This window comes from Kitasatospora sp. NPDC002227 (genome assembly GCF_040296285.1).
Lineage (GTDB): Bacteria > Actinomycetota > Actinomycetes > Streptomycetales > Streptomycetaceae > Kitasatospora.
In genome coordinates this window covers 14,543-40,475 of the sequence record NZ_JBEOWY010000004.1, presented here as the reverse complement: position 1 = coordinate 40,475, position 25,933 = coordinate 14,543, and the positions used below count along the sequence as shown (strand labels likewise).

Sequence of the window (25,933 nt, the reverse complement as noted above, 5' to 3'; positions counted from 1 at the left end):
ACGGCTTCCACACCCGGGAGTTGAGGCTCCCTTGAGGTTCGAACGGGTTTCTGTGAAGAGGTCACGCAGGGACGGTGGCGTCCTCCGGCAGGATCGGCAGTCGGCCGACCGGCAGTCCGGTGGCGGCCCGTACCGCCGCAGCCACCGCCGCCGGGGCCACCACGGCCGGGACGGCGCTCACGGCCTTCGCGCCGAAGGTCGCGACCACATCCCGCTCCTCCAGCAGGGCGGCGACCCGCACCTCGGGCGTGTCCAGGGCGGTCGGCAGGCGGTAGCCCGTCAGGGACGGGTTGAGGAAGCGCCCGCCCTCCGTCCGCAGGTCCTCCAGCAGGGCCAGGCCCACGCCCTGGGCGACGCCGGCCTCGATCCGCTCCTCGATCTGACGCGGGTTGAGTGCCCGGCCCACGTCCTGCGCCACCGTCACGTCGACGACCCGGACCGCGCCCAGCTCGATGTCGACGTCCACGACGGCCCGCATCGCGCAGAAGGCGACCGAGACGAAGGCGTCGCCCTGGCCGTTCTCGTCCAGGGGCTCGGTGGGGTGCGGGCGGCACTGGGCGGTGGCCCAGAGTTCCTTGCCCTCCAGGGCCTCGCTCACCGGCATGCCCAGCACGCCGTCGTACGAAGTGATCTTGCCGTCCGCGATCGAGAGCAGTTCGACCGACATGCCGAAGTTGGCGGCGATCGGCTGCAGCAGCTGGTGGCGCACCATCAGCGCGGCCCGCTCCACGGCGCCGCCCGAGACCCAGGTGTGCCGCCCCCGCGCGGCGGGCCCGGCCTCCGACTGGTCGCTGTCCACCGGGGCGATGTACACCTCGGTGACGCCGAGCACGGACTGCACGATCTGCCGCGCCAAGGTGGCGAAGCCCTGCCCGGCGTCGACGGCGGCGCAGATGACGGTGGCGTGGTCGCCGCTGACCCGCACGGTCGCCGTGGAGACCTCGTCCTCGCCCTCGGCGCCCAGCATGTGCACCATGCCGAGCGCGTAGCCGATGCCGCGCCGCACGGCGGCCGGGTCCCCGGCGCCGCCCGGGCCGCCGGGGAGCAGCCACTCGCCCTCGGGCGAGTCCACCGGCAGGGCGGGCAGGGGCACCTCGCCGAGGGCGTCGATCAACGCGGCGACCGGCGCCGGGCAGGTGACGGCCTGTCCGGTGGGCATCGGATCCCCCGTCGCCATCGCGTTGCGGCGCCGGATCTCGAGCGGGTCGACCCCCAGCCGGGCGGCCAGCTGGTCGAGCTGGGACTCGTACGCGAAGCAGCTCTGCAGGGCGCCCTCGCCGCGCATCCGGCCGGCCGGCGGGTTGTTGGTGCGGACGGCCCAGGCGTCCACGAAGACGTTGGGGCACACGTACGGGCCGACCGAGAAGGCGGTGGCGGCGGCCAGGGCCTCGGCGGAGACGTCGGCGTAGGCGCCGCCGTCCAGCAGGATCTGAGCCTCGACCTTGACCAACCGGCCCTCGGCGTCGGCGTGGTGACGGTAGCGCAGCAGGGCCGGGTGGCGGGAGGTGTGGGCCTGGAAGGACTCCTCGCGGGTGAGGGTCATCTTCACCGGGCGGCCGGTGCGCAGCGCGAGCAGGGCGAGGGTGACCTGGAAGGAGAGGTCCTCGCGGTCGCTGGTGGCGCCGGGTACGCCGGTGACGACCAGCCGGACCCGGTCGGGCTCCAGGCCGAGGCAGGCGGCGGTGCGGTCGCGGTCGCCGTGCGGGTCGGTGGAGGAGAGGTGGAGCTCGACGCCGCCGTCGGGGCGGGGCACGGCGAGGCCGGCCTCGGCGCCGATCGGGGCCGGGTCCTGGCGGCCGACCTGGTAGAGGCCCTCGACGATGATCTCGCCGACCACCTCGGGGTCGCCGGTGCGCAGCGGGATGTGGCGCAGCAGGTTGCCGTCGGGGTGCAGCGGCGGGGCGCTGAAGGACTGCTCGGGATCGACAACAGGCTCGAGCAGCTCGTACTCGACCAGGATGGCGGCGGCGGCCAGCCGGGCGGTGTCGGGGTGGTCGGCGGCGACGGCGGCGACGGGTTCGCCCTGGTGGCGGACGATGCCGGCGGCCAGGATCGGGCGGTCCGCGACCAGCGGGCCGCGCGGGGCGCCGTCGGGCAGTCCGTCCGCGCCCGGCGGCAGGTCGTCGGCGGTGATCACGGCGTGCACGCCGGGGACGGCGAGCGCGGCGGAGAGGTCGACCGAGACGATCCGGGCGTGCGGGTGCGGGGAGCGCAGCACGGCGCCCCAGAGCAGGCCCTCGGCCCAGAGGTCGGCGGCGTAGGGGTAGATGCCGAGCGCCTTGGGGAGCGCGTCGCTGCGCGGGGCGCGGCTGCCGAGGCCGTACGGTTCGGCGTCCGGCGCCTCCTCGGCTGCCGGGGCCGGGGCGAGGTCGGTGGGCGAGGTCATGCTTGGTCGTCCTCAGAGGCCGAAGGAGCCGAAGTGGCCGAAGGGCCCGAAGGCTGGGCGTAGTCGTGGCCGACCGGGAAGCCGTGACCGGCCGGGTACCCCGGGTACTCCGTCCCGTGGGCGGGGGTGGGCACGTACGGGGTGCCGTGGGCGGGGGTGCCGTGGTGGCCGCCGTCGTGGGCGGTGCCGTGGGCCGGGGTGGCCTCCTGGCCGGGTTCGAAGCCCGCCTCGTGGCCGGGCGGGAAGGGGGCCCGGTAGCCGTCGGCGGCGGCGACGGCCGCTTCGAAGGCGCCGGGCTCGAAGACGCCGGTGTCGAAGCTGCCGGTCATGAAGGCCCCGGCGTCGAAGGTCCCGGTCTCGTAGACCGCGTCGTAGGAGGCGCCGCCGTACGGCCCGGTGGCGTAGACACCGTCGCTGTAGCCGCCCACGGCGGGCGGTGCGGCGGGGTAGGGCGGGGCGGCCGCGGGCTCGGGGGCGGCGGCGGTGTAGTCGACGCCGACGCCCGTCCCGGCCGCGGTGGGCTGGGCGGGGTGCGGTGCCTCGGCGGGCGGCACCTCGGCCTCGACCCAGAGCTCGGAGTCGGCGTACAGCGGCAGCTCGCCGGCCAGCGGCAGGTCCGCGGCCGCCTGCGCGGGCACGGCCGCCTGCTCGGGCGCGGCCAGCGCGTCCGGCTCGGGCTCGACCGACGGCTCGTCCTCCAGGGCCCGGCTGTCGGCGACGGTCCGGACGGCGGCCAGCACGCCGCGGTAGCCGGTGCAGCGGCAGAGGTTGCCGCACAGCGCCTGCCGGGCCTCGACCTCGGTGGGCCGGTGGTTGCGCTGCAGCAGGTCGTGCACGGCCATCGCGAGGCCGGGGGTGCAGTAGCCGCACTGCACGGCGCCCGAGTCGGCCAGCGCCTGCTGGACGTCGCTCGCGGTGCCGTGCGCGGAGAGCCCCTCGACGGTGGCGATCTCGCTGTCGCTGGCCAGCGCGGCGGGCACCAGGCAGCCGGCCACCAGCTGGCCGTCCACCTGCACCGAGCAGGCCCCGCACTCGCCCTGCTCGCAGCCGTCCTTGGCCCCGGCGAGGCCGAGCCGCTCGCGCAGCACGTAGAGCAGGCTCTCGCCGATCCAGGCGTCCGTCACCGGCCGCTCGACGCCGTTGACCCGCAGGGTGTACGAGGCGCACGGCCGCGCCTCAGGGGTGCCGAATCCGCCCAGCGGGTCCGACCCGAGGTCGACGTGGCCGAAGCCGATCGATTCCGTCGTCACTTCAGCGCCCTTCCCAGAGCCCGTCGCGCCAGCACCGATACGGTACGCCGCAGCCTGGCGGCGGCCGCAGCCCGCCCCTCGTCCGGGCCCAGCTCGGGCGGGGGCTCGGGGAGGCAGGCGGCGGCGACGTACTCGCCGAAGGCGGCGGCCGCCGCCGGGTCGATCAGGGTGGCGCCGTCCTCGCCGCGGGCGTCCCAGTCGATGCACCCGGCGACCCAGGCCTCGGCCTCCAGCGGCCGCAGCGGTACGGGGGCGACGGCGCCGACGGCGCAGCGCACGGCGCGCCGGGCGGGGTCGAGCACCAGGGCGACGGAGGCGGTGGCGCGGGCCGGGCCGCTGCGGCCGGTGGCCTTGAGGTAGACCTGCGGGGCGTGCAGCAGCGGCACCCGGATCCAGGTGATCAGCTCGCCGGGGCGCAGCGGGTCGAGGCCGGTGAGCAGGTGGCTGACCGGCACCTCGCGGGTGCTGCCGCGGGCGGCGAGGGTGGCGGTGGCCTCCAGGGCGGCGAGCACCGGGAGGGTGTCGCCGGTGGGGGCGGCGGTGGCGATGTTGCCGCCGAGGGTGCCGACGTTGCGCACCTGCGGCGGTCCCGCGGTGCGGGCGGCGTCGGCGAGGGCGGGGATGAGCGCGGCGAAGTCCGGGCGGTCCATCCGGGCGTGGGTGAGCCCGGCGCCGAGGACGGCGGTGCCGCCGTCCTCGTAGCGCCAGCCGCGCAGTTCGTTGATCCGGCCGAGGCCGAGCAGGGCGCCGGGGCGCAGGCGGCCGGCGTTGACGGCCTCCATCAGGTCGGTGGCCCCGGCCACGGGCACCGCTCCGGGCGTGGCGGCGAGCGCCTCGACGGCCTCCTCCAGCGAGGACGGCAGCATGATCGTCCGGTTCACCAGGATCCCACCGCGCTCCACTTGCTCTTCGCCTGCCCCGTACCCGCCCGACCCGCTGGACCGAACGGCCTGGCCCGTAGGGTACGGGCGATCGGTGCGGGTTGGGCAACTGTGGCACACAATGTGCGGAGATCAACTCCGGGGTCACCTGCAGGTGGGAAGAATCCCGGACGAAACCGGGCGCCTTCCGCCTCCGCGCGGTCGATACGGAACCAGATGTTCACCAGTTCTTGACGCTCGGCTCCGGATCAGAGTTCCGGTGATCAGCGTTTCGGCGATCAGAGCTCCGGCACCGGGCGGCCGGCCACGCCGGGGCGCCGCTGCCAGGGGCGCGGCCCGTCCGGGTGGCGGTACTCGACGCCGAGCGCGTCCAGGCGCCGGTAGTGGGTGGCCGTCCGGGCCTCGAAGCCCGCCCAGTCGCGGGCGGCCGGGTCGCGCGGGAGGTCGGACCAGGCGACTTCGGCGAAGGCGGCGAGCCGGGGGAAGACCCGGTAGTCCACGTCGCGGGCGTCGTCCATGAACTCGGTCCAGACGTTGGCCTGGGTGCCGATCACGTGAGCGGCCGCCGGCGTCCCGGCCAGCTGCGGCGGCACCGGCTCGAAGCGGTAGACGTCCTCCAGGGTGCGCACCCAGCCGACCGGGATCGGCTCGTCATCGTCCGAGGACTGCCGGTGGTCGAGGTAGACGTGCTGCTCGGGGCACATCACCACGTCGTGCCCGGCCTCGGCGGCGGCGATGCCGCCCTCGTAGCCGCGCCAGGAGGAGACGGCGGCGCCCGGTGCGAGACCCCCCTCCAGGATCTCGTCCCAGCCGATCAGGCGCCGGCCCCGCTCGGCCAGCCAGCGGTCGAAGTGCCGGATCAACCAGCTCTGCAACTCGTCCTCGTCGCGCAGCCCCAGCTCGGCGATCCGGGCCTGGGCGTACGGGCTGGCCTTCCACTGGTCCTTGGGGCACTCGTCGCCGCCGATGTGCACGAAGGGCGAGGGGAACAGCTCCAGGACCTCCTCCAGCACCCCCTCGAAGAACCGCAGGGTGGCCTCGGAGGGGTTGAGCACGTTGGGGCTGACCCCCCAGTCGGTCCAGACGCCGAGCGCGGCGGTGTCCACCACGTCGGTGTTGCCGAGCTCGGGGTAGGCGGCGATGGCGGCCTGGGCGTGGCCGGGCAGGTCGATCTCGGGCAGTACGGTGATCTGCCGCTCGGCGGCGTACGCGACGATCTCGCGCAGGTCGTCCTGGGTGTAGTAGCCGCCGTGCGGCCGGTCGTCGCGGCGGTCCGCGCTGCGGAACCCCACCATCGACCGCTCCCGCCAGGAGCCCACCTCGGTGAGCCGGGGGTGGCGGCGGATCTCGATCCGCCAGCCCTGGTCGTCGTTGAGGTGCAGGTGCAGGACGTTGAGCTTGTGCGCGGCCAGCAGGTCGACGAAGCGCAGCACGTCCGCCTTGGGCAGGAAGTGCCGGCAGACGTCGAGCAGGGCGCCGCGCCAGCCGAACCGCGGCGCGTCGGTGACGGTGCAACCGGGCAGCTGCCAGCCCTCCCGGCGCAGCGGCGCGCGGCGCAGGGCCTCGGGGCCGAGCAGCTGGCGCAGCGTCTGGGCGCCCCAGAACACCCCGGCGGCCGAGCCGCCCGCCACCTCCGCCCGGCCGCCCCGGACGGTCAGCCGGTACTCCTCGGGGGCCAGCGCCGCGTCCAGCGCCAGCTCGATGCCGGGGCCGCCCGGCGGGCCCGGCAGCAGCGGCAGGCCGGTGGCGGCGCCGAGCGCACCGCGCAGCCAGCCGGCCACCGCCTCGGCGCCGGGCCCGGCGGTCAGCGTGGTGTCGGGGCCGAGGGGAAGCGCCTCACCCTCGGCGTACTGCACGGCGAGCGGAGCGGGGAGGAGGTCCATGCGGACATCCTGCCCCGCTCACCCGCGATTGGCATAGACCAATGCACGCAGCCCGGGCGGACTACTTCTTGTCGTCGCCGTCCGGCTGCTCGATGCCGTCGAAGATCTCCTTGCACATCGGGCAGACCGGGTACTTCTTCGGGTCGCGCCCGGGCACCCAGACCTTGCCGCAGAGCGCGACCACCGGGGTGCCGGAGAGCGCGCTCTCCATGATCTTGTCCTTCTGGACGTAGTGCGCGAAGCGCTCGTGGTCGCCGTCCCCGTGCGAGGTCTGGGGGACGGGCTCGACCAGGGTGCCGGTGCCGAGGCCGCGATCGGGCTCAAGAGTGCTCATGGGTGCCAAGTCTATGGGCGCCGCTCAGGACCGGGCCAGCACCGACGAACAGCGCTGTCAGTTCGGCAGGTCAGTTGAGCGTCGGGTCGTCCGGGTACGTGGCGAGCAGGGCGAGCGGCCCGCGCTGGCGGCGCAGCACCGTGCGCCACAGCCGCTCCGGCTGCGGGTCGAAGACGTCGCCGGGCTCGCAGTCCACCAGGTACCAGGCGCCCTCGGCGATCTCGGCCTCCAGCTGGCCGGGCGACCAGCCCGCGTACCCGGCGAAGACCCGCAGGCCCCCCAGCTCCCCCGCCAGCACCTCCGGCGGCGCCTCCAGGTCGACCAGCCCGATCGCGCCGTGCACCCGCCGCCAGCCCAGCGGCTCGGCCTGCCCGGGCTCGCCCGGCACCACGGCCACCGCGAGCGCGGAGTCAAGACCGACCGGCCCGCCCTGGAAGACCACCGAGGGGCGGCCGGCCAGCGCCGCCCAGCCGTCGAGCACCCGCTCGACCTCCACCGGGGTCGGCCGGTTGAGCACCACGCCGAGCGCCCCCTGCGCGTCGTGGTCGAGCAGCAGCACCACCGCCCGGGCGAAGTTCGGGTCGGTCAGCACGGGAGTCGCGACGAGGAGCCGGCCGGTGTGGGAGGAGGCCGAGGTCATGCCGCCATAATCCCTTAACCCGGGCCGGTCGGCCGCCCCCAACACGAAACCCGCACCCCGGCCGTACCCTCACCCGGACGGCCGTACCGGACGGACGGCGCGCCCGAGGAGAGAGCACGATCACCATTAGGGCGCAAAGGAACCAATCGCCCGGCCATTACCATCTACAGGTGGTGGTGCGCCTTCGATCCGGTCCTGGCCGACCGTGCCCAGCCGCGCACCTGCCCGATCCCCGGCCCTTCCCCCTGGCATCCCGGATTGCGAGAACGATGACCGACGACGTCCTGCTGGTCCACGGCGGAAACCCGCTCGAAGGCGAGATCCGCGTCCGCGGTGCGAAGAACCTGGTCCCCAAGGCCATGGTCGCGGCCCTGCTCGGCACGGGCCCCAGCAGACTGCGCAACGTCCCGGACATCCGCGACGTCAAGGTCGTCCGCGGCCTGCTGCAGCTGCACGGTGTGACCGTGCGCACCGGCGATGAGGACGGCGAGCTGATCCTCGACCCCTCGCACGTGGAGAGCGCCAACGTCGCCGACATCGACGCGCACGCGGGCTCCTCGCGGATCCCGATCCTGTTCTGCGGCCCGCTGCTGCACCGCCTCGGCCACGCCTTCATCCCGGGCCTGGGCGGCTGCGACATCGGCGGCCGCCCGGTCGACTTCCACTTCGAGGTGCTGCGCCAGTTCGGCGCGACCATCGAGAAGCACCCGCAGGGCACCTACCTGGTGGCCCAGCAGCGCCTGCGCGGCACCAAGATCGAGCTGCCCTACCCCTCGGTGGGTGCCACCGAGCAGGTGCTGCTGACCGCCGTGCTGGCCGAGGGTGTCACCGAGCTGACCAACGCGGCCATCGAGCCGGAGATCGTCGACCTGATCTGCGTGCTGCAGAAGATGGGCGCGATCATCTCGATGGGCACCGACCGCACCATCCTGATCACCGGGGTGGACGAGCTCGGCGGCTACAACCACAAGGCCCTCCCGGACCGCCTGGAGGCGGCCTCCTGGGCGTGTGCGGCGCTGGCCACCAAGGGCGACATCTACGTCCGCGGCGCCCGCCAGCTGGAGATGATGACCTTCCTCAACACCTTCCGGAAGGTCGGCGGCGCCTTCGAGGTGGATGACGAGGGCATCCGCTTCTGGCACCCGGGCGGCGAGCTCAAGGCGATCGCCCTGGAGACGGACGTGCACCCGGGCTTCCAGACCGACTGGCAGCAGCCGCTGGTGGTCGCGCTGACCCAGGCCAGCGGGCTGTCCATCGTCCACGAGACGGTGTACGAGTCCCGGCTCGGCTTCACCTCGGCGCTCAACCAGATGGGTGCGCACATCCAGCTGTACCGCGAGTGCCTGGGCGCCACCCCGTGCCGCTTCGGCCGCCGCAACTTCCTGCACTCGGCCGTGGTCTCCGGCCCGTCCAAGCTGATGGGCGCCGAGCTGGTCATCCCGGACCTGCGGGGCGGCTTCTCGTACCTGATCGCCGCGCTGGCCGCCGAGGGCACCTCGACGGTGCACGGCATCTCGCTGATCAACCGCGGCTACGAGAACTTCATGGAGAAGCTGCGCGACCTGGGCGCCCACGTCGAGCTGCCCAGCGAGGAGCCGACCGGCGAGCTCGTCCCCGCGTAACGGCCACGACAGACGGCTGAGGCCGGTCCCCCGCTCGGGGGGACCGGCCTCAGCCGTCTGTCAGAGCTCCGTGAAGAAGAGCCTGGGCCTTACTTGCCCTTGGCGGCTTCCTTGAGCTTCGAGCCCGCGCTGACCTTGGCGCTGTAGCCGGCCGGGATCTGGATCGGGTCACCGGTCTGCGGGTTGCGGGCGGTGCGGGCGGCACGGTGGGTGCGCTCGAAGGTCAGGAAACCGGGGATGGTGACCTTCTCGTCGCCCTTGGCGACGACCTCGCCGACGACCTCGGCGAAGGCAGCCAGAACGGCGTCGGCGTCCTTGCGGGTCACCTCGGCGCGCTCGGACAGAGCGGCCACCAGCTCACTGCGGTTCATGTGTACTCCTGTGGTCTGTTCGCGTTGCGGCGTGCGGGGGCCCCATCGGTCGTCCCTCCGGGGGCACCCGGCTGGGCCGCTGGTCCGCACACTGTTGCTCGTTCAGGCGAGGGTTGGTCAGGGTCCGGGCTTGCACCCCGAAGCGCCTCAAACCGCACTGCCTGGGTACGAATCCTGCCCCGACCGGCACTGAGAAAGCCAATCGGGCCTTGGCCGGCCGACCCGAACAGCGCCCGCCGGACTGGGTGCTGACACCCCGTCGGCTCCGGCGTCCCGGAGCGGGTGGCTGTCGGGAGGACATGCCGAGAAGCCGAGAGGGACGTTCCGTACTTGTCGGACACGCCCACCCCGTTCAGGGCTACCGTACGCCCTGGCACCGACAAGCCCAAACACGCCCCTTCCCCTTGTGTCGCAAGGGGAAGGGGCGTGTCACACCCGACGGGGGTGTCAGTCGGTCAGACGAGCGATCCGCGACACGCCAGGAGCGACACTCCGGGAGCTTCCGGAGCGCCCCTCGGGTCAGAGCTTGACGGCCGGGAAGGCCGCCGTGTCGAGCGTGCCGACGATGCCCGGGGTGGGGCGTGCGGGGGCCTGCTCGGCGTCGCCACGGGCCGCCAGGGCGGCTTCCCGGACGGCGGCGGCCACCGTCTTGGCCACGTCCGGGTGGAAGACGCTCGGGATGATGTAGTTGGCGTTGAGCTGGTCGTCCGCGACGGTGGTGGCCAGCGCGCGGGCGGCGGCGATCATCATCTCGGTGTTGACGGTCTTGGACTGCGCGTCCAGCAGACCGCGGAAGACACCCGGGAAGACCAGCACGTTGTTGATCTGGTTGGGGAAGTCGCTGCGGCCGGTGGCCACCACGGCGGCGCTCTGGCGGGCCACCGCCGGGTCGACCTCCGGGTCCGGGTTGGCGAGCGCGAAGACGATCGCGTTCTCGGCCATGGTGGCCAGGTCGTCGCCGTCCAGCAGGTTCGGCGCGGAGACGCCGATGAAGACGTCCGCCCCGGCCACCGCCTCCTTGAGCGAGCCGGTGCGGCCCGAGCGGTTGGTGTGCTCGGCGATCCAGCGCAGCGAGTCGTTGAGGTCGTCCCGCCCGCTGTGCACCACACCGCGCACGTCGGCCACGGTGGCGTGCTCGACACCGGCGGCCAGCAGCAGCTTGAGGATCGCGGTGCCCGCGGCCCCGGCGCCGGACATCACCACCCGGATGTCGGAGATCGACTTGCCGACCACCCGCAGCGCGTTGGTGAGCGCGGCCAGCACCACGATCGCGGTGCCGTGCTGGTCGTCGTGGAAGACCGGGATGTCCAGGGCCTCGCGCAGCCGGGCCTCGATCTCGAAGCAGCGCGGCGCGGAGATGTCCTCCAGGTTGATCCCGGCGAAGCCCGGGGCGATCGCCTTGACGATGGCCACGATCTCGTCGCTGTCCTGGGTGTCCAGGCAGATCGGCCAGGCGTCGATCCCGGCGAAGCGCTTGAACAGGGCCGCCTTGCCCTCCATGACGGGCAGCGCGGCGGCCGGCCCGATGTTGCCCAGGCCCAGCACGGCGGAGCCGTCGGTGACCACGGCGACGCTGTTGCGCTTGATGGTCAGGCGGCGGGCGTCCTCGGGGTTCTCGGCGATCGCCATGCAGACCCGGGCCACGCCGGGGGTGTAGATCATGCTGAGGTCGTCACGGTTGCGGATCGGCAGCTTCGAGGACATCTCGATCTTGCCGCCGAGGTGCATCAGGAAGGTACGGTCCGAGACCTTGCCGAGGGTCACGCCGTCGATCGCGCGCAGCTTCTCGACGATCTCCTCGCCGTGCGCCACCGAACTGGCGGCGACGGTGACGTCGATCCGCAGCGAGTCCTGGCCGGAGCCGGTGACGTCCAGGCCGATGACCGAGCCGCCGGAGGACTCGACAGCGGTGGTGATCGAGCTCACCGCGTTGCCCGTGGCCGGGACCTCCAGCCGCACCGTGATCGAGTTGGAGACGCTTGGCACCGTGGCCATCGACCGTTCCTTCTTCCCCTGGCGAGATTTCAGACCTGCGAGTTCAACAGTCTGTTGAAGCGCTTGCTCAGCGCATGCTAGACCTCGATCGTCGCACCTACCAGTGGGTACTCAGAAATAACGTTCATTGATTGCACGGACCCGACAAAGACCTCCGGCCGGGCGGTGAAGGTTCGTGAAAATCTGCCGCGCCGGGCTGACACCCGGGGCCGATGCGTTACATTGGACGAGACACCGGCTCGATCCAAGCCCCCGGGCCCAACCTTAGTCGCTTCGAGCGACCACTTGCCGCGAGGCGAGCATGGCGGGTCGGTGTCACCAACGTACGACTGAGGCCCCCACCGCGCACGGTGGGGGCCTCAGTCGTCTCCTACGGGCGCAGCAGCGCCGGCCGGCCGTTCGAGTCCGGCAGGTCGTCCGGGCCGGAGAGCACGGTCAGGCGCTGGGTGGCGCGGGTCAGCGCCACGTAGAGGACCCGCAGGCCGGCCTCGGACTCGCCGGCGATGCCGGTCGGGTCGGCGACCACGGTGGCGTCGTACTCCAGGCCCTTGGCCTCCAGGCTGCCGAGCGCGACCACCCGCTCGCCCAGGCCCGCGATCCAGCCTTCGGCCTCGCTACGGCGGTCCATCGGCACGACCACGGCGACCGTGCCGTCCACCTCGGCCAGCAGCTTGGCCAGCTCGGCCCGCGCGGCCTCGCCGAAGGCGGCCGGTGCGGTCGAGGAGACGGCCGCGAACCGCGGCTCGACCCCGGTGGAGCGGACGGCCCGGGGCGAGGGGGTGCCCGGCGCGGCCAGCTCGAGCACGGTGGCGGCCACCTCGGCGATCTCGGCCGGGTTGCGGTAGTTCACGGTCAGCGTGTGGCGGCGGCGCGGCTTGCCGGACAGCACCTCGTCCAGGGCCGCCTGGGCCTCCTGCGGGTACGGCCAGGAGCTCTGCGCCGGGTCGCCGACGATCGTCCAGGTGGCCATCCGGGCCCGGCGGCCGATCATCCGCCACTGCATCGGGGTGAGGTCCTGCGCCTCGTCCACGATCACGTGCGCGTACTCGGTGCGCTCCACCGGGCCGCGCTCGCGCTGCTGCTGCCGCGACATCCGGTCGGCGTAGGTGGTCACCTCGTCCAGACCGCTGAGCAGGTCCACCGCGTCCACCTCGCGGACCTTCGGGCGGGCCGGCTCGCCGAGCAGCACCTGCAGCTCGTCCACCAGCGCCACGTCGTGCGCCGAGAGAGCGCCCTCGCCGCGCGGGCCGAGGTGGCGCCAGGAGGCGGCGAGCAGCTTCGACTCCTCGGGCGTGACGGCCCGGCGGGCGATCCGGTTGGTGTGCCGGGGCTGCTTGAGGGTGGCGAGCACCGAGCGCGGGGTGACCACCGGCCACCAGGCGTCCAGGAAGTCCAGGAAGACGGCCTCGTCCGAGACGTACTCGTCGAAGGCCTCCTTCTCCTCCTGGCGCTGCTCGCGCTGGTAGTGGTCGGTGGGCTTGGGCAGGTGCTTGACCAGCTCGGACCAGAGCGCGTCGAGAAGCAGCCGGCGGGCGCGCGGGCGCAGCAGGTTGAGCGGCGTGCCGCCGCTGCCGACCACGTTGCCCCGCACCGTCTTCAGCCGGGCGGCGTCCAGGCGCAGCACCTCGCCGCGGGCGAAGACCTTCAGCTCCTGCGGGGCGCCCAGCTCCAGGGCGGCACGGGCCGCCCGGCGCAGCAGCTGGGTCATCCGGGCCGAGCCCTTGACGTGCGCGGTCTCCGGGGTGTCGTAGCGGCCCGCCTCGATCCCGGCCACCAGGGAGCCGACGGCGCGGATCGCCACCTGCCCCTCCTCGCCGAGCGAGGGGAGCACGCCTTCGGTGTACGAGACGAGCAGCGCGGTCGGGCTGACCACCAGGATGCCGCCCGCGTAGCGGCGGCGGTCCTGGTAGAGCAGGAAGGCGGCGCGGTGCAGGGCGACGGCGGTCTTGCCGGTGCCGGGGCCGCCGGTGACCAGGGTGGCCCCGGCGGCGGGGGCCCGGATGACCTCGTCCTGCTCCTTCTGGATCGAGGAGACGATGTCGCGCATCGAGTGGCTGCGGGCCCGGCCGAGCGAGGCCATCAGCGCGCCGTCGCCGACCACGGCCAGCTCGACCCCGTCCAGGGTCGGGGTGAGGTCGGGGCGCAGCAGGTCGTCCTCGACGCCGATCACCTTGCGGCCCTTGGAGCGGATCACCCGGCGCCGGATCACCCGGCCGGGCTCCACCGGGGTCGACCGGTAGAACGGCGCGGCGGCGGGCGCCCGCCAGTCGATCACCAGCGGGCCGAACTCGGCGTCCAGCACGCCGAGCCGCCCGATGTGCAGGGTCTCCGCGACGGCCGGGTCGGCCGGGTCCAGCGGGGTGGCGGACGGGATGCCGTGCTCCTCGGGCCCGTCGGCCTGCTGGAGGTCGATCCGGCCGAACAGGAAGTCCTCGAACTCGCTGTTCAACCGGTGCAGGTGGGCGCCCGCCCGGTACACCTGGGCGTCCCGCTCGGCGAGCGCGCCGGGCGTACCGACGTGCACCTTCTTGACGGCGTCCTCCAGGACGTACTCGGCCTCGGCGAGCTTCTCCTCCAGGCGCTGGTACACCACGTCGAGGTGGTGCTGCTCGCCCGCGATCTCGCGGTCCCGGACGGTGTCGGCGTTGGTGATGTCTGAGCTGTGCATGGCCTCGGGTGGGGGAAGCGTAGAAGCGGACAGATGATCCTACGCCGTGCCGACGCTCTCCGGGGCACTTGCACTGTCCAGGGGCGCGGGGAACTGCGCGCAGCGGGAGGCCGCAGGCCGCTCAGTGGCCGGTCGCGCAGTTCCCCGCGCCCCTGGTGGTGCCTAGTACTTGTCGCCGATCGGGTCCGCCGCCAGGCGGTAGCCGCGCTTGACGACGGTGGCCACCAGGCCCGGGGTGCCGAGGGCGGCACGGAGGCGGGCCATCGCGGTCTCGACGGCGTGTTCGTCCTCGCCGCCACCGGGGAGCGCACGCAGGAGTTCCGCGCGCGGCACGACCCAGCCGGGGCGTCTGGCGAGGGCCCGCAGGAGGGCCATCCCGGCCGGCGGGACGGGCCGCAGTTCGCCGTCGACCAGCGCGCCCTGCCCCCGGATCTCCAGGTGGTGCCCGGCCACCGTCAGGTGGCGGGAGCGGGCGGGCAGCTGCGCGGTGAGCGTCTGGACCAACGCCCCCAGCCGCATCCGCTCGGGCCAGACGGTGGGCACGTCCGCCTGCTCCAGCGGCGCGGCCGTCACCGGCCCCACGCAGACCGGCAGCACCTCCCGCCGCAGCGCGGCCAGCAGCGGCTCGGTCAGCCCGCGCTCGGCCGCCCGGTCGAGCAGGCTGATCGCGGCGGGGGCGCTGGTGAAGGTCACGGCGTCCAGCGCCCCGCCGCAGCAGGCGTCGAGCAGCCGGTCCAGCGGCGCGAGGTCGGCCGGGGGCAGCCAGCGGTAGACCGGCACCTCGACCACCTCGGCCCCGGCCGCCACCAGCGACTCCACGAAGCACCGCAGCGGCGCCCCGTGCAGCTGCACGGCGATCCGCCGCCCGGCCACCCCGCGCCCGAGCAGGTACTCCATGACCTCCACCGAGGACTCCGACTCGGGCGACCACTCCTCCCGCAGCCCGGCGGCCCGGATCGCCCCCTTGGCCTTGGGCCCCCGGGCCAGCACCACGGCCTTGCCGAGACCGGCCAGCAGTTCGTCGCCCAGGCCCCAGCCCTCGGCGGCCTCGATCCAGCCGCGGAAGCCGATCCCGGTGGTCGCCACCGCGAAGTCCGGCGGGTCCGCCGCCAGCGCGCGGGTGGCGGCGAGCAGCTCGGCGTCGTCGGCCAGCGGCACGATCTGCAGCGCGGGGGCGCGCAGCACGGTCGCGCCCCGGCGCTGCAGCAGGGCGGCGAGCTCGTCGGCGCGGCGGGCGGCGGTGATTCCAACGGTGTACCCGGCCAGCGGCGGCACGGGGTCGGTGGTCACCTGGGTGGCGTCGTCCATGGTGGCTGTCCTTCAGGTGCTGCCCCTCCGGCTGCGGCGGGCCGGAAGGTAGGTGGGAGGCCAATCCTCACGCCCGCCGGTCACACCGACGGGTCGCCCGGATTTCCGAAGGGTTTCGCGGTACTCCGTCAGATTCGGTCACACTCCGGCCGGCACCGGCTGCTCCGCCACCACCGCGCTCGGCCGCCGGAGGTAGACCGCCCAGGTGAGCGCGGCGCAGACGGCGTACGCCACCAGGAAGGCGGCGAAGGCGGGCGCCCCGCTGTGCGCGGTCAGGAAGGACTCCCGGAAGGCCAGGTTGATCAGCAGCCCGCCGAGCGCGCCGACCGCGCCGATCACCCCGATCGCCGCCCCGCTGACCCGCCGGGCCCGGGCGGTCGCGGCGGCCGGGCTCTCCCCCGCCGCGATCCGGTCCTGCGCCTGGGCGTCGAACACCCCGGGGATCATCTTGTACGTCGAGCCGTTGCCGAGCCCGGCGAAGACGAAGAGCGCGACGAAGCCCACCAGGAAGACCGGCAGCGAGCGCAGCGCGGACGCGCAGGTGACCACCGCCCCGGCGGCCGCCATCGCGCCGAAGTTGCCGAAGGTGATCCTGGCCCCGCCGAACCGGTCGGCCAGCCGGCCCCCGACCGGGCGGATCAGCGAGCCGAGCAGCGGGCCGAGGAAGGTGAGCTGGGCGGCCTGCAGCGGGGTGCGGCCGAACTGGGTCTGCAGCACGAGCCCGAAGGCGAAGGAGAAGCCGATGAAGGAGCCGAAGGTGCCGATGTAGAGCACCGCGAGCAGCCAGGTGTGCCGCTCCCTCACGACCTCGCGCAGCGCGCCGGTGTCGCCCCTGGTCACCGCCAGGTCGTCCATGAACAGCGCCGCGCACAGGGCGGCCAGCACGATCAGCGGCAGGTAGACCGCGAGCACCAGCCGGGGGTGCCCGGCGCCCGCCCAGCCGATCACGCCGAGCGCGACCAGTTGGATCACCGGCACCCCGATGTTGCCGCCGCCCGCGTTCAGCCCGAGCGCCCAGCCCTTGTGCCGGGCGGGGAAGAAGGCGTTGATGTTGGTCATCGAGGAGGCGAAGTTGCCGCCGCCGAGCCCGGTCAGCGCGGCCACCAGCAGGAAGGTGCCGTACGAGGTGCCGGGGTGCATCACGGCCGCCGCCGCGAGGGTCGGCAGGAGCAGCAGCGCGGCCGAGACCACCGTCCAGGTCCGCCCGCCGAAGCGGGAGACCGCGAGGGTGTAGGGGATGCGGACGAAGGAGCCGACCAGGGTCGGCATGGCGACCAGGAAGAACTTGCCCGCCGGGTCGATGCCGTAGCTCTTGTCCATGAAGAGCACCAGTACCGACCACAGGCTCCAGATCGAGAACCCGACGTGCTCCGAGAGGATCGAGAACCACAGATTGCGGTGCGCCGTTCTACGCCCTTCGCGGGCCCAGAACTCCTCGTCCTCCGGGTGCCATTCCTGAATGCGGCCCATCGCCCTACTCCCCTGCCTCGGCTGCTCGGTACGACCGACGCTAGGCAGGGGGCGTTTCGGCCACGGCCGCGTGCGGTGACACGGACGGAACCGTCCGCTCACCCGGGCCGCGCAGGGCCTGTGAGGCGGGAAGCACGAGAGCCGCCCACCGGAATCGGCGGGCGGCTCTCGTACATATCGGAACATGGGGTGGTGGAGATGCCGGGAATCGAACCCGGGTCCAGTGGAGTGGATTCAGGACTTCTCCGAGCGCAGTCCGCTGTGCTTTTCTCGGCCCTGGCAGTCACGCGGACAAGCCGCCAACAGGCCCAGCTACTGTTTGATTTCCCATCCGCCCTCGTAGCCCGGGCGGACGGTTGAGTTCCCTAGATTATGCCAGGATCCGGATCGGGAACGCTCCGGGCTGACACCACGCTACTCGCTGCTTAGGCAGCGAGCGCGAAGGAATCGCGCTTAGTGTTGGCGATTATTTTTTTGCGACAGATGGTTAACGAGATCATCGTCGCCTTCCTCGGCTCGCTTCTCCTGTTTCGACGTCCCCTGTCGAAACCGATCATCCCCATGTTTTTTTGAGAAACATCAGCCGCAGCGACTTTCACCGGTGCGGTGTTGCTGGAGCCATCGTACGCGCTGTGACCACCGAGGGTCCAGCTCATTAACAGCCGCGGGTCAGGCCCGCTGCCGGCGGCGGGCCGCCGCGACGGCACGGGCCGTCTCGCGGGTGTCCTGCTTCTCGCGCAGGGTCTGCCGCTTGTCGTAGAGCTTCTTGCCGACCGCGAGGGCCAGCTCGAGCTTGACCCGGCCGTCCTTGAAGTACATCGAGAGCGGCACCAGGGTGTGGCCGGTCTCCTTCGTCTTCGCCTCCAGCTTCCGGATCTCCATCTTGTGCAGCAGCAGCTTGCGCTTGCGCCGCGCGGAGTGGTTGGTCCACGTCCCCTGGGTGTACTCGGGGATGAACACGTTGTCGATCCAGACCTCACCGCCCTGGGTGTAGGCGTACCCGTCGACCAGGTTGGCCCGGCCCTCGCGCAGCGACTTCACCTCGGTGCCGGTGAGCACCATCCCGCACTCGAAGGTGTCCATGATGGTGTACTCGTGCCGCGCCTTCTTGTTCTGCGCGATCAGCTTCTGTCCCGTTTCCTTTGCCATAGCGTCGGCCATTCTCGCATCCACCCGAGGCCGTCGTCAGCCCCATTTGTCTCAGCCGCGCCGACCGAGCCCCGCCAGCACCCGGAGCGCGAGCGCCTCCGCGCGCTCCCCCGTGGGCACCGGGACGTCCGGGGTCAGGCCGGTGCCCTCGGGGCTGCGGCCGGCCGGGGTGAGGTAGCGGCCGACGGTGAGCTCGAGCACCGAGCCGTCGGCGAGTTCACTGGGCTGCTGCACGGTGCCCTTGCCGAAGGTCCGCGAGCCGACCAGGACGGCCCGGCACCTGTCCTGCAGCGCGCCCGCGAGCAGTTCCGCTGCGCTCATCGTGCCGCCGTCCACCAGCACCACCAGCGGGGTCGCGGTGTCCCCGCCGGCCGCGGCCGTCAGCTCCCGCCGCTCGCCGCCCGCCTGGTACGAGCCGACCGGCCCGCCGTCCAGGAAGACCGAGGCCACCGCGGCGGCCTCCTCGACCAGCCCGCCGGAGCTGCCCCGCAGGTCGAGCACCACCGCCCGGGCGCCCTGCGCCGCCGCCCGGACCTGCTCGGCCACGCCGTCGGTGAAGGCGGCCACCGCGATCCGCACCACGCCCGGCGCGAGCGGGACCGCCGTGACCTCCTGGGCCTGCAGCAGCTGCCGGTGCAGCACCACCTCGCGCACCGGACCGCCCCGGCGCTGCACCGCGAGCTCGACCGTCGAGCCGGCCCGCCGCTCGCCGTCGCCGCGCAGCCGGGCCACCACCTCGGTGACCGGCAGCCGGTCGGTCCGGACCCCGTCGATGTGCAGCAGCCGGTCCCCCACCTCGACCCCGGCCGCCGCGGCCGGCCCGGCGGGCCGCACCTGGGAGACCTCGGTGGCGCCGTCCTGCGCCCGGCCGACCGAGAGCCCGACCCCGAGGTAGCGCCCCAGCAGGTAGTCCGCGTACTCCTGCGGGCTGTAGTACGCCGCCCAGCGGTCCCCGCTCGCGCCGAGCAGCCGCTCGGCCTCGGAGCGGGTGAGCCGCGCGCCGGACAGCCGTGGGCCGGGCAGGGTGTCCTGCGAGGCCGAGCGCCCGGCCGGCGCGAGCGGCTCCCCCCAGGCACCGGCCAGCGCCCCGCCGAGCAGCACCACCCCGAACACCAGACTGAGCGTGGCCCCCTGTCGCACCTGCCGTGACATGGATCGGAGTCTAGGGGCCGCAGCCCCGCGTACGACAAGGGCGCGGGCCCGCTCGTGGAAGCGGGGCCCGCGCCCTGTGTCAGGTCGCCGGGAGAAGGCTCAGACCTTGAGGTACTTCCGCAAGGTGAAGAAGGCCGCGATCCCGGCCATGCCCATGCCGATGACCACCAGCAGCGGTATCACCGCGAGCACCGAGGAGATCCCGATGAACTGGATGAACTGGACGCGCTGCGCCAGGAAGTTCTGCACGAAGTAGTGCCCGCCGAGCAGCAGCGCGGAGGCCATCACCGCGCCGAGCAGCGCCGCGAAGGCGGCCTCGGCGATGAACGGCATCTGCACGTAGAAGTTCGAGGCACCGACCAGGCGCATGATGCCGGTCTCGCGGCGGCGGCTGAACGCGGACACCCGGACGGTGTTCACGATCAGCAGCAGTGCCACGAAGAGCATCAGCACCATGATCACGAAGGCGGCGGTCTGCAGACCGTTCAGCAGGCCGAACAGGTTCTCCAGGATCTTCCGCTGGTCCTCGACGGACTTCACCCCCGCCTTGCCGGCGAAGGCGCTCTGGATCACGTCGTACTTCGTCGGGTCGTCGAGCTTGACCCGCCAGGACTGCGGCATCGCCTCCGGGCCCACCGCCTGCAGCAGCGGGTTGTCCGGGTTGGTGTCCTTCCAGCGCTTGTACGCCTCGGTCGAGCTCTCGAAGGTCGAGCTCTGCACCAGCTGGGTCATCGAGTCCAGCTGGGTCTTGACGTCCTTGATCTGCAGGTCGGTGGCTGCGCCGTTGCTGCACTGCGGGGACGTCTTCTGGTCCGCCTTGGTGCAGAAGTAGATGCTCACCTCGACCTTGTCGTACCAGTAACCCTTCATCGAGTTGACCTGGTCGCGCACCAGGAGGCTGGCACCGGCGAGGGCGAGCGAGAGCGCGACACTGACCACGACCGCGATGGTCATGGTCAGGTTGCGGCGGAGACCGACACCGATCTCCGACAGAACGAACTGGGCGCGCATGCTTTTCTCACTCCAGGGTCTACGGGTGGGGCAACGAGGCGGGCGGGAGGTCTAGTGCTGGTAGCCGTAGACGCCGCGGGCCTGGTCGCGGACCAGCAGCCCCTTGTCGAGCTCGATCACTCGCTTGCGCATCTGGTCGACAATGGCCTGGTCGTGCGTGGCCATCAGGACCGTCGTGCCGGTGCGGTTGATCCGGTCGAGCAGCTTCATGATGCCGACCGAGTTCTGCGGGTCGAGGTTACCCGTGGGCTCGTCGGCGATCAGGAGCATCGGGCGGTTCACGAAGGCCCGGGCGATCGCCACACGCTGCTGCTCACCACCGGAGAGCTCGCCGGGCATCCGCTCCTCCTTGCCGCCGAGGCCGACCAGGTCCAGCACCTCGGGCACGACCTTGTTGATCGCACTCTTGGGCTTCCCGATCACCTCCAGGGCGAAGGCCACGTTCTGCGCGACGGTCTTGTTCGGGAGCAGGCGGAAGTCCTGGAACACGGTGCCCAGCTGGCGGCGCATGTGCGGCACCTTCCAGTTGGACAGCTTGCCCAGGTCCTTGCCCAGCACGTGCACCTCGCCGGTGCTCGGCCGCTCCTCCCGCAGGCACAGCCGCAGGAAGGTGGACTTGCCGGAGCCGGAGGAGCCGACCAGGAAGACGAACTCGCCCTTCTCGATCTCCAGCGAGACGTTGTCCAGCGCCGGACGGTTCTGCTTCGGATAGGTCTTGGAGACGTTGTCGAATCTGATCACGGCTGCATCACGGGGGCCATCCTAGGCCGAAGGCCCGCCGGCCCCGGGGGCTCCCAGGCCACCGAGGCCTTGACTATGGACCGTTTTGTCCCGTTCTGACCCGAATAATGCGAGCCAATTCACAGCCGGGACACCGTCATTCCCTGCCCGAGTGGCCCGAGCTGTCCCGGCCCGAGCGCCGGACGGCCGCGAACCTGGCACAGTGGTAGTCGAAGGGGCAGGAACCAGAAGCCCGCCCGGAGCGTTGGCTGTAGCAGCGAGGAGGAGATCGCATGACCTGCGACCATCTGGTGTGCGCCAACTGCAACGGCCGCGTGAGCGAGGGCCGCTGCGCGGTCTGCCGCGCCAACCGAGCCCGGCTGCAGGAGCAGCAGGGCCCGTTCGCCGCGCTCACCCCCACCACCCTGCTCGCCCTGCTGGTGGCCCTGCTCGCGATGGCCTTCATCGCCCACCAGGTCCTGGCCTGAAGCTCGTAGGACACGAAGAAGGCCCCCGGGAACTCTCCCGGGGGCCTTCTTTCACACGGTCTTACTCGCCGCTGGTCTCACGCTGCTTGCGCCAGCGGATACCGGCCTCGATGCTGTGCTTGATTTTCATCGAAGCCGGACTCCTCACGCCTCAGTTCGAGGTTTCCCTCTGCTTGCGCCAGCGGATTCCGGCTTCGATGAACCCGTCGATGTCACCGTCCAGCACGCCCTGCGGGTTGCCGACCTCGAACTCGGTGCGCAGGTCCTTGACCATCTGGTACGGGTGCAGCACGTAGGAGCGCATCTGGTTGCCCCAGGAGCTGCCGCTGTCCTTGAGCGCGTCCATCGCGGCCCGCTCCTCCTGGCGGCGGCGCTCGAGGAGCTTCGCCTGGAGGACGTTCATCGCGGAGGCCTTGTTCTGGATCTGCGAGCGCTCGTTCTGGCAGGAGACCACCACACCGGTCGGGATGTGCGTGATGCGCACGGCCGAGTCGGTGGTGTTGACGCCCTGGCCACCGGGGCCGGAGGCGCGGTAGACGTCGATGCGCAGCTCGGACTCGTCGATCTCGACATGGTCGGACTGCTCGACCACCGGGAGCACCTCGACGCCCGCGAAGGAGGTCTGGCGGCGGCCCTGGTTGTCGAAGGGCGAGATGCGCACCAGGCGGTGGGTGCCCTGCTCGACCGAGAGGGTGCCGTAGGCGTAGGGCGACTTCACGGAGAAGGTCGCGGACTTGATGCCGGCCTCCTCCGCGTACGAGGTGTCGAGCACCTCGGTCGGGTAGCCGTGCCGCTCGGCCCAGCGCAGGTACATGCGCATCAGCTGCTCGGCGAAGTCGGCGGCGTCCACGCCACCGGCCTCGGCCCGGATGTTGACCAGGGCCTCACGGGCGTCGTACTCGCCGGAGAGGAGGGTGCGGACCTCCAGCTCCTCGACGGCCTTCTGGACGGCCGTCAGCTCGGTCATCGCCTCGGCGAGGGTGTCCGCGTCGTCCTCGGCCTCGGCCAGCTCGAAGAGCACGCCGAGGTCGGAGACACGGCTGCGCAGGGCAGTGACCTTGCGGAGTTCGCCCTGCAGGAAGGAGAGCCGGCTGGTGACCTTCTGCGCATTGGCGAGGTCGTCCCACAGGTTCGGGGCGGCTGCTTCCTCCTCCAGAATCGCGATGTCGGCCCGGATCTTGTCCAGGTCGAGGACGGCCTCGATCGACCCCATGGTCGTCTCGAGGGACTTGAGCTCTTCAGAAGGATCGACGGCTGCCACGCCACCAGCCTAATGGATACGCAGGCAGCCGGTTGCAGCGCCCGGGGGCGCGGGGAACTGCGCGAACCCGGAAGAAACAGACCCGCACCCGGCGGCGCGCCTCGCTCCGTGGTGGTCCGCCGCGAACGCCGCATACGCCGCAGCCGCCCCCGCGAGCAACAGCACGACCGCCACCAGCACCGCCAACATCCGCCGCCGCCGCACCAGAGCCTTCCGCCCCTTCCGGTGCCCGGCCGGAGCAGTGGCCCGCTGTGCCTGCGACTGGGCCGCGTACGAGGCCAGCTCCTGCGCCGAGGGCCGCCGCAGGCTGGTGTGCGTGTCCCGCGTGGAGTCCGGCGACGGCGTCGGCACCAGCGGCACGGCGGGCCCGCGCCGGCGGCGGTGGGTGCCGGGGCCCGCGTCGATCTCGGCGTAGACGGCCTCGCCGGGGGTGAGCAGCTCCTCGGCGGGGGGCTTGCCCTGGGCGGGGACGGCCAGCGGCGGCAGGCCGGCCAGCGCGGGCAGCTGCTCGCGCAGGCGGGTGGCCAGCTCGGCGGCGCGCAGCCGGGAGGCGGGGGCCTTGGCCAGGCACTCGGCGATGATCCGCCAGAGGCCGTCCGGCAGGCCCGGCACCGGGGGCACGCTCTCGGTGACGTGCCGCCGCAGCACGGCGCCGGTGTGGCCGCCGCCGAAGGGGGTGAAGCCGGCCAGGAGTTCGTAGAGCACGGTGGCCAGCGCGTAGATGTCCACGGCGGCCCGCGGCTCCAGGCCCTCGATGATCTCGGGGGCCAGGTAGTCGGGGGTACCGATGATCCGGGTGGCCCGGGTACGGCGGGGGGCGTCGACCAGGCGGGCGATGCCGAAGTCCGTGAGCTTGGCGCGGGGGGCGCCGCCGGGGCCGGGCGGGGCGGCGAGGTCGAGCATGACGTTCTCGGGCTTGACGTCCCGGTGGACGATCCCGGCCGCGTGGGCGGCGGCCAGGCCGTCGGCCACGTCGGCGATCACCGAGACGGCGGCCTGCGGGGCGAGGACGCCCTCGCGTTCGAGGCGGGAGCGCAGGTCGGTGCCCTGGACGAGTTCCATCACCAGGGCGAGGTCGTCGCCGTCCACCACCATGTCGCGCACGCCGACCACCCGGGGGTGGTCGAGGCTGGTGAGCGCGGCCCGCTCCTGGACGAAGCGGCCGACCAGCACCTGATCGGAGGCCAGGTCCTCGCGCAGCAGTTTGACGGCCACCGGCCCGTCCGGCCCGTCACCGAGCCAGACCGTCCCCGCGGAGCCTCGGCCGATCACCTGGTGGACGGTGTACCGGCTGCCGATCTTGCGTGCCAATGCTGCTGCTCCGTAGGCGGCGGGAGCGCACGGCCCGTCGGGTGCGCTCGGTAGGTCGGTCCGTCAGCGACCAACCTACGCGCCTCGGAGGGCTCCGGGGCCCGTCGAAGGCCCTCCTGGGGGCGGAAAAATCGTGAACTGTCGACAAAGCGACAAGATCACTGCCCGCGCGGACCTCCGACGGACCGTCAGCCGCCGGCCTTGTGCAGCCAGTCCGTCGCGGTGTGGAACCAGCCCTGCACATCGGCCCAGTACTGCGGCAGCGGCGTGAAGTTCCACAGCGCCACGGCGGCCACCGCCAGGATCAGCAGCACCATCAGGCAGCCCTTGAGGCAGCCCAGGCCCGGGATGTACATCCGGTTCCGGCTGCGCGGGCGCGGCTCCCGCTCACGCGGGGCCGGCTCGGGCTCGCGGTAGGCCGGCTCCCGGCGCAGCGGCTCGCGCGGCGCGGGCTCCCGGTGCTGCGGCACCGGCGGCTCGGCCCTGCGCTGCGGCGCGGGGGCGGCCGCGTACGGCTGGGGCGGCGGGGCCTGCTGGTAGCCGGGCTGCGGCGGCGGCGCCTGCTGGTAGCCGGGCCGCTGGCCGTAGGGCGGCTGGCCCTGCTGGCCCTGCCCGTACTGCGGCTGCGGAGGCTGCGGCGGCCGGCCGTACCCCTGCGGCGCGCCCTGGCCGTACTGCCCCTGCCCCTGCGCCTGCCCGTAGGCGGGTGCCTGGCCAGGCCCGCGGTACGGCTGCGGCGGCTGGTACTGCGGGCGCGGGGCGCCCGACTGGTACGGGCGCGGGGCGACCTGCGGCTCGGCGAAGTCCTGCTGGTCGAAGTAGCCGATCTCGGTCTGCTGGTTGCGGTCGCGGGCGGCGCGCAGCTGGGTCTGCCACGGGTGCGGTGTCTCGGCGCCGGGAGCGCCGGCCGGGGCCGCGGGCATCGGGGGCATCACCTGGGTACGGTCGGCGGCGGGCGGGGCGCCCATCACCTGGGTGCGGTCGGCGGCCCCGACCGGCTCGGCACCCATCACCTGGGTGGCGGCCGAGGGGTCGTACCCGGCGGCGCCGGTGGGCAGCACCTGGGTCGGGTCGGACCAGGCCTGCGCCTCCAGGGGCGCCTCGGCGGCCGGCCGCGGGTCGGGGAGCAGCAGTGCGCCGACGGCCAGCGCGGCGTCCACCGCGGCGGGCGAGGCGTGCACGCCGACCCCGGCCGCGACCACCCGCAGCGCGTTTGCCAGCGAGACGGCGCTCGGCCGCCGGGCCGGGTCCTTGCGCAGGCAGTGCTCGATCACCGTCCAGAGCGGCTCGGGCATGGTGCGCGGGCGCTCGGGCTCCTGCGCCAGGTGCGCGTGCAGCACGCTCAGCGGGTTGTCGCCCTGGAAGGGCGGGCGGCCGGTGAGCAGCTCGTAGAGCATGATCCCGGCGCCGTAGACGTCCACCGCCGAGGTCTGCGGGCGGCCGTCGGCGGACTCGGGCGCGATGTACGCCGGGGTGCCGACGAACTCGTGGGTGCGGGTGATGCCCGGGGAGTCGGCGAGGCGGGCGATGCCGAAATCGGTGAGCAGCGGGTGCATCTGCTCGACGCCGTCCACCGTGACGGTGGCCAGCATCACGTTGGCGGGCTTGAGGTCGCGGTGCACGATCCCGTCCGCGTGGCTGGCGGCCAGCGCGTCGGCGACCTGGGCCATCAGCAGGGCGGCGGCGATCGGCGAGAGCGGCCCGCTCTCGCGCAGGTAGCGGAACAGGTCCGGGCCCTCGACCAGGTCCATCACCAGGGCGAGCAGCTCGCCCTCCACCACCAGGTCACGGACCCGGACGATGTTGGGGTGGTCGAGCCGCAGCAGCACCGAGCGCTCCCGCAGGAAGCGCATGACGATGTCCGGATCGGCCGCCAGTTCCTCGCGCAGTATCTTGATCGCGACCGGACGGCCCGGCTCGATCCCGGGCACGGCGACGCCATCGCGCACCCGCGCGCGCCAGACGGTGCCGGTGGCACCGCGCCCGAGGCTCTCCTCGAGCAGATACTTGCTGCCGACTGGCCGCACCTGTGA

The 25,933-nt window shown here is 72.9% G+C and carries 20 protein-coding genes, 1 other RNA gene and 1 pseudogene; 2 read left to right on the top strand and 20 right to left on the bottom strand.

The window, feature by feature from the left end; translation table 11 throughout:
• Positions 1–61 precede the first annotated feature (61 nt).
• From ABT095_RS05115 to ABT095_RS05090, 7 genes and pseudogenes are all read right to left on the bottom strand, one after another.
• The gene (locus tag ABT095_RS05115; protein ID WP_350527894.1) at positions 62–2,386 is read right to left on the bottom strand and encodes a xanthine dehydrogenase family protein molybdopterin-binding subunit; all 2,325 of its coding nucleotides are present in this window, start codon (positions 2,384–2,386) and stop codon (positions 62–64) included.
• Complete coding sequence (locus tag ABT095_RS38835) at positions 2,383–2,715, bottom strand: hypothetical protein (protein WP_502884818.1); 333 nt, start codon at positions 2,713–2,715, stop codon at positions 2,383–2,385. The genes ABT095_RS05115 and ABT095_RS38835 overlap by 4 nt, the downstream gene beginning before the upstream one ends.
• Positions 2,712–3,558: pseudogene (locus ABT095_RS38830) on the bottom strand ((2Fe-2S)-binding protein); the annotation flags it as partial. The gene ABT095_RS38835 and the pseudogene ABT095_RS38830, both read right to left, overlap by 4 nt.
• Positions 3,559–3,632: 74 nt before the next feature.
• A complete protein-coding gene (locus tag ABT095_RS05105) occupies positions 3,633–4,502 on the bottom strand; it encodes an FAD binding domain-containing protein (RefSeq protein ID WP_350528060.1) in 870 nt (289 codons plus the stop codon).
• Positions 4,503–4,795: 293 nt separating this feature from the next.
• Complete coding sequence (locus ABT095_RS05100) at positions 4,796–6,400, bottom strand: beta-N-acetylhexosaminidase (protein WP_350527893.1); 1,605 nt, start codon at positions 6,398–6,400, stop codon at positions 4,796–4,798.
• Between the two features lie 61 nt (positions 6,401–6,461).
• Positions 6,462–6,734, bottom strand: coding sequence for a DUF3039 domain-containing protein (locus tag ABT095_RS05095; RefSeq protein ID WP_350527892.1), 273 nt, complete (start codon positions 6,732–6,734; stop codon positions 6,462–6,464).
• 70 nt (positions 6,735–6,804) lie between these two features.
• A complete protein-coding gene (locus ABT095_RS05090; RefSeq protein ID WP_350527891.1) occupies positions 6,805–7,374 on the bottom strand; it encodes a YqgE/AlgH family protein in 570 nt (189 codons plus the stop codon).
• A gap of 269 nt (positions 7,375–7,643) precedes the next feature.
• On the opposite strand from ABT095_RS05090, the gene murA reads away from it, so the two are divergent.
• A complete protein-coding gene (murA, locus tag ABT095_RS05085; RefSeq protein ID WP_350527890.1) occupies positions 7,644–8,996 on the top strand; it encodes a UDP-N-acetylglucosamine 1-carboxyvinyltransferase in 1,353 nt (450 codons plus the stop codon).
• A gap of 89 nt (positions 8,997–9,085) precedes the next feature.
• Here the strand turns inward: murA and ABT095_RS05080 are convergent, their stop codons facing one another.
• The 10 genes from ABT095_RS05080 to ftsE form a co-directional block, all read right to left on the bottom strand.
• Positions 9,086–9,367: an HU family DNA-binding protein gene (locus ABT095_RS05080; RefSeq protein ID WP_104816345.1), complete on the bottom strand. Its 282-nt coding sequence runs from the start codon at positions 9,365–9,367 to the stop codon at positions 9,086–9,088.
• 519 nt (positions 9,368–9,886) lie between these two features.
• On the bottom strand, positions 9,887–11,362 hold the full coding sequence (locus tag ABT095_RS05075) for an NAD-dependent malic enzyme (RefSeq protein ID WP_350527889.1): 1,476 nt from the start codon (positions 11,360–11,362) through the stop codon (positions 9,887–9,889).
• Between the two features lie 370 nt (positions 11,363–11,732).
• Entirely contained in the window at positions 11,733–14,030 is a 2,298-nt protein-coding gene (locus ABT095_RS05070; protein WP_350527888.1) for a HelD family protein, read from the bottom strand.
• 162 nt (positions 14,031–14,192) lie between these two features.
• Positions 14,193–15,338, bottom strand: a complete 1,146-nt coding sequence (locus ABT095_RS05065) for a uroporphyrinogen-III synthase (RefSeq protein ID WP_350527887.1) — start codon at positions 15,336–15,338, stop codon at positions 14,193–14,195.
• Between the two features lie 138 nt (positions 15,339–15,476).
• The gene (locus tag ABT095_RS05060; protein ID WP_350527886.1) at positions 15,477–16,808 is read right to left on the bottom strand and encodes a nitrate/nitrite transporter; all 1,332 of its coding nucleotides are present in this window, start codon (positions 16,806–16,808) and stop codon (positions 15,477–15,479) included.
• Positions 16,809–16,998: 190 nt separating this feature from the next.
• Positions 16,999–17,369: a transfer-messenger RNA gene (ssrA, locus tag ABT095_RS05055) on the bottom strand.
• 108 nt (positions 17,370–17,477) lie between these two features.
• Entirely contained in the window at positions 17,478–17,957 is a 480-nt protein-coding gene (gene smpB, locus ABT095_RS05050) for an SsrA-binding protein SmpB (RefSeq protein WP_350527885.1), read from the bottom strand.
• A gap of 51 nt (positions 17,958–18,008) precedes the next feature.
• Entirely contained in the window at positions 18,009–19,109 is a 1,101-nt protein-coding gene (locus tag ABT095_RS05045) for a S41 family peptidase (protein ID WP_350527884.1), read from the bottom strand.
• Positions 19,110–19,208: 99 nt separating this feature from the next.
• Complete coding sequence (gene ftsX, locus ABT095_RS05040; RefSeq protein ID WP_350527883.1) at positions 19,209–20,120, bottom strand: permease-like cell division protein FtsX; 912 nt, start codon at positions 20,118–20,120, stop codon at positions 19,209–19,211.
• Positions 20,121–20,171: 51 nt separating this feature from the next.
• Positions 20,172–20,861 (bottom strand): cell division ATP-binding protein FtsE, encoded by a 690-nt coding sequence (gene ftsE, locus ABT095_RS05035; protein WP_104816353.1) that lies wholly within the window; start codon positions 20,859–20,861, stop codon positions 20,172–20,174.
• 272 nt (positions 20,862–21,133) lie between these two features.
• Here ftsE and ABT095_RS05030 point away from each other — a divergent pair, with 272 nt between their 5' ends.
• Positions 21,134–21,328: a hypothetical protein gene (locus ABT095_RS05030; RefSeq protein ID WP_350527882.1), complete on the top strand. Its 195-nt coding sequence runs from the start codon at positions 21,134–21,136 to the stop codon at positions 21,326–21,328.
• 151 nt (positions 21,329–21,479) lie between these two features.
• Here ABT095_RS05030 and prfB read toward each other — a convergent pair whose 3' ends face one another.
• From prfB to ABT095_RS05015, 3 genes are all read right to left on the bottom strand, one after another.
• A complete protein-coding gene (gene prfB / locus ABT095_RS05025; protein ID WP_350527881.1) occupies positions 21,480–22,589 on the bottom strand; it encodes a peptide chain release factor 2 in 1,110 nt (369 codons plus the stop codon).
• Positions 22,590–22,598: 9 nt separating this feature from the next.
• Entirely contained in the window at positions 22,599–23,900 is a 1,302-nt protein-coding gene (locus tag ABT095_RS05020) for a serine/threonine-protein kinase (RefSeq protein ID WP_350527880.1), read from the bottom strand.
• Between the two features lie 188 nt (positions 23,901–24,088).
• Complete coding sequence (locus ABT095_RS05015) at positions 24,089–25,927, bottom strand: serine/threonine-protein kinase (protein ID WP_350527879.1); 1,839 nt, start codon at positions 25,925–25,927, stop codon at positions 24,089–24,091.
• Positions 25,928–25,933 lie beyond the last annotated feature (6 nt).

Bases quoted from the DNA above. Each gene is read 5' to 3' on its own strand.
- ABT095_RS05115 (WP_350527894.1), bottom strand. From the start codon at position 2,386: ATGACCTCGCCCACCGACCTCGCCCCGGCCCCGGCAGCCGAGGAGGCG.
- ABT095_RS38835 (WP_502884818.1), bottom strand. From the start codon at position 2,715: ATGACCGGCAGCTTCGACACCGGCGTCTTCGAGCCCGGCGCCTTCGAA.
- ABT095_RS05105 (WP_350528060.1), bottom strand. From the start codon at position 4,502: ATGCTGCCGTCCTCGCTGGAGGAGGCCGTCGAGGCGCTCGCCGCCACG.
- ABT095_RS05100 (WP_350527893.1), bottom strand. From the start codon at position 6,400: ATGGACCTCCTCCCCGCTCCGCTCGCCGTGCAGTACGCCGAGGGTGAG.
- ABT095_RS05095 (WP_350527892.1), bottom strand. From the start codon at position 6,734: ATGAGCACTCTTGAGCCCGATCGCGGCCTCGGCACCGGCACCCTGGTC.
- ABT095_RS05090 (WP_350527891.1), bottom strand. From the start codon at position 7,374: ATGACCTCGGCCTCCTCCCACACCGGCCGGCTCCTCGTCGCGACTCCC.
- murA (WP_350527890.1), top strand. From the start codon at position 7,644: ATGACCGACGACGTCCTGCTGGTCCACGGCGGAAACCCGCTCGAAGGC.
- ABT095_RS05080 (WP_104816345.1), bottom strand. From the start codon at position 9,367: ATGAACCGCAGTGAGCTGGTGGCCGCTCTGTCCGAGCGCGCCGAGGTG.
- ABT095_RS05075 (WP_350527889.1), bottom strand. From the start codon at position 11,362: ATGGCCACGGTGCCAAGCGTCTCCAACTCGATCACGGTGCGGCTGGAG.
- ABT095_RS05070 (WP_350527888.1), bottom strand. From the start codon at position 14,030: ATGCACAGCTCAGACATCACCAACGCCGACACCGTCCGGGACCGCGAG.
- ABT095_RS05065 (WP_350527887.1), bottom strand. From the start codon at position 15,338: ATGGACGACGCCACCCAGGTGACCACCGACCCCGTGCCGCCGCTGGCC.
- ABT095_RS05060 (WP_350527886.1), bottom strand. From the start codon at position 16,808: ATGGGCCGCATTCAGGAATGGCACCCGGAGGACGAGGAGTTCTGGGCC.
- smpB (WP_350527885.1), bottom strand. From the start codon at position 17,957: ATGGCAAAGGAAACGGGACAGAAGCTGATCGCGCAGAACAAGAAGGCG.
- ABT095_RS05045 (WP_350527884.1), bottom strand. From the start codon at position 19,109: ATGTCACGGCAGGTGCGACAGGGGGCCACGCTCAGTCTGGTGTTCGGG.
- ftsX (WP_350527883.1), bottom strand. From the start codon at position 20,120: ATGCGCGCCCAGTTCGTTCTGTCGGAGATCGGTGTCGGTCTCCGCCGC.
- ABT095_RS05030 (WP_350527882.1), top strand. From the start codon at position 21,134: ATGACCTGCGACCATCTGGTGTGCGCCAACTGCAACGGCCGCGTGAGC.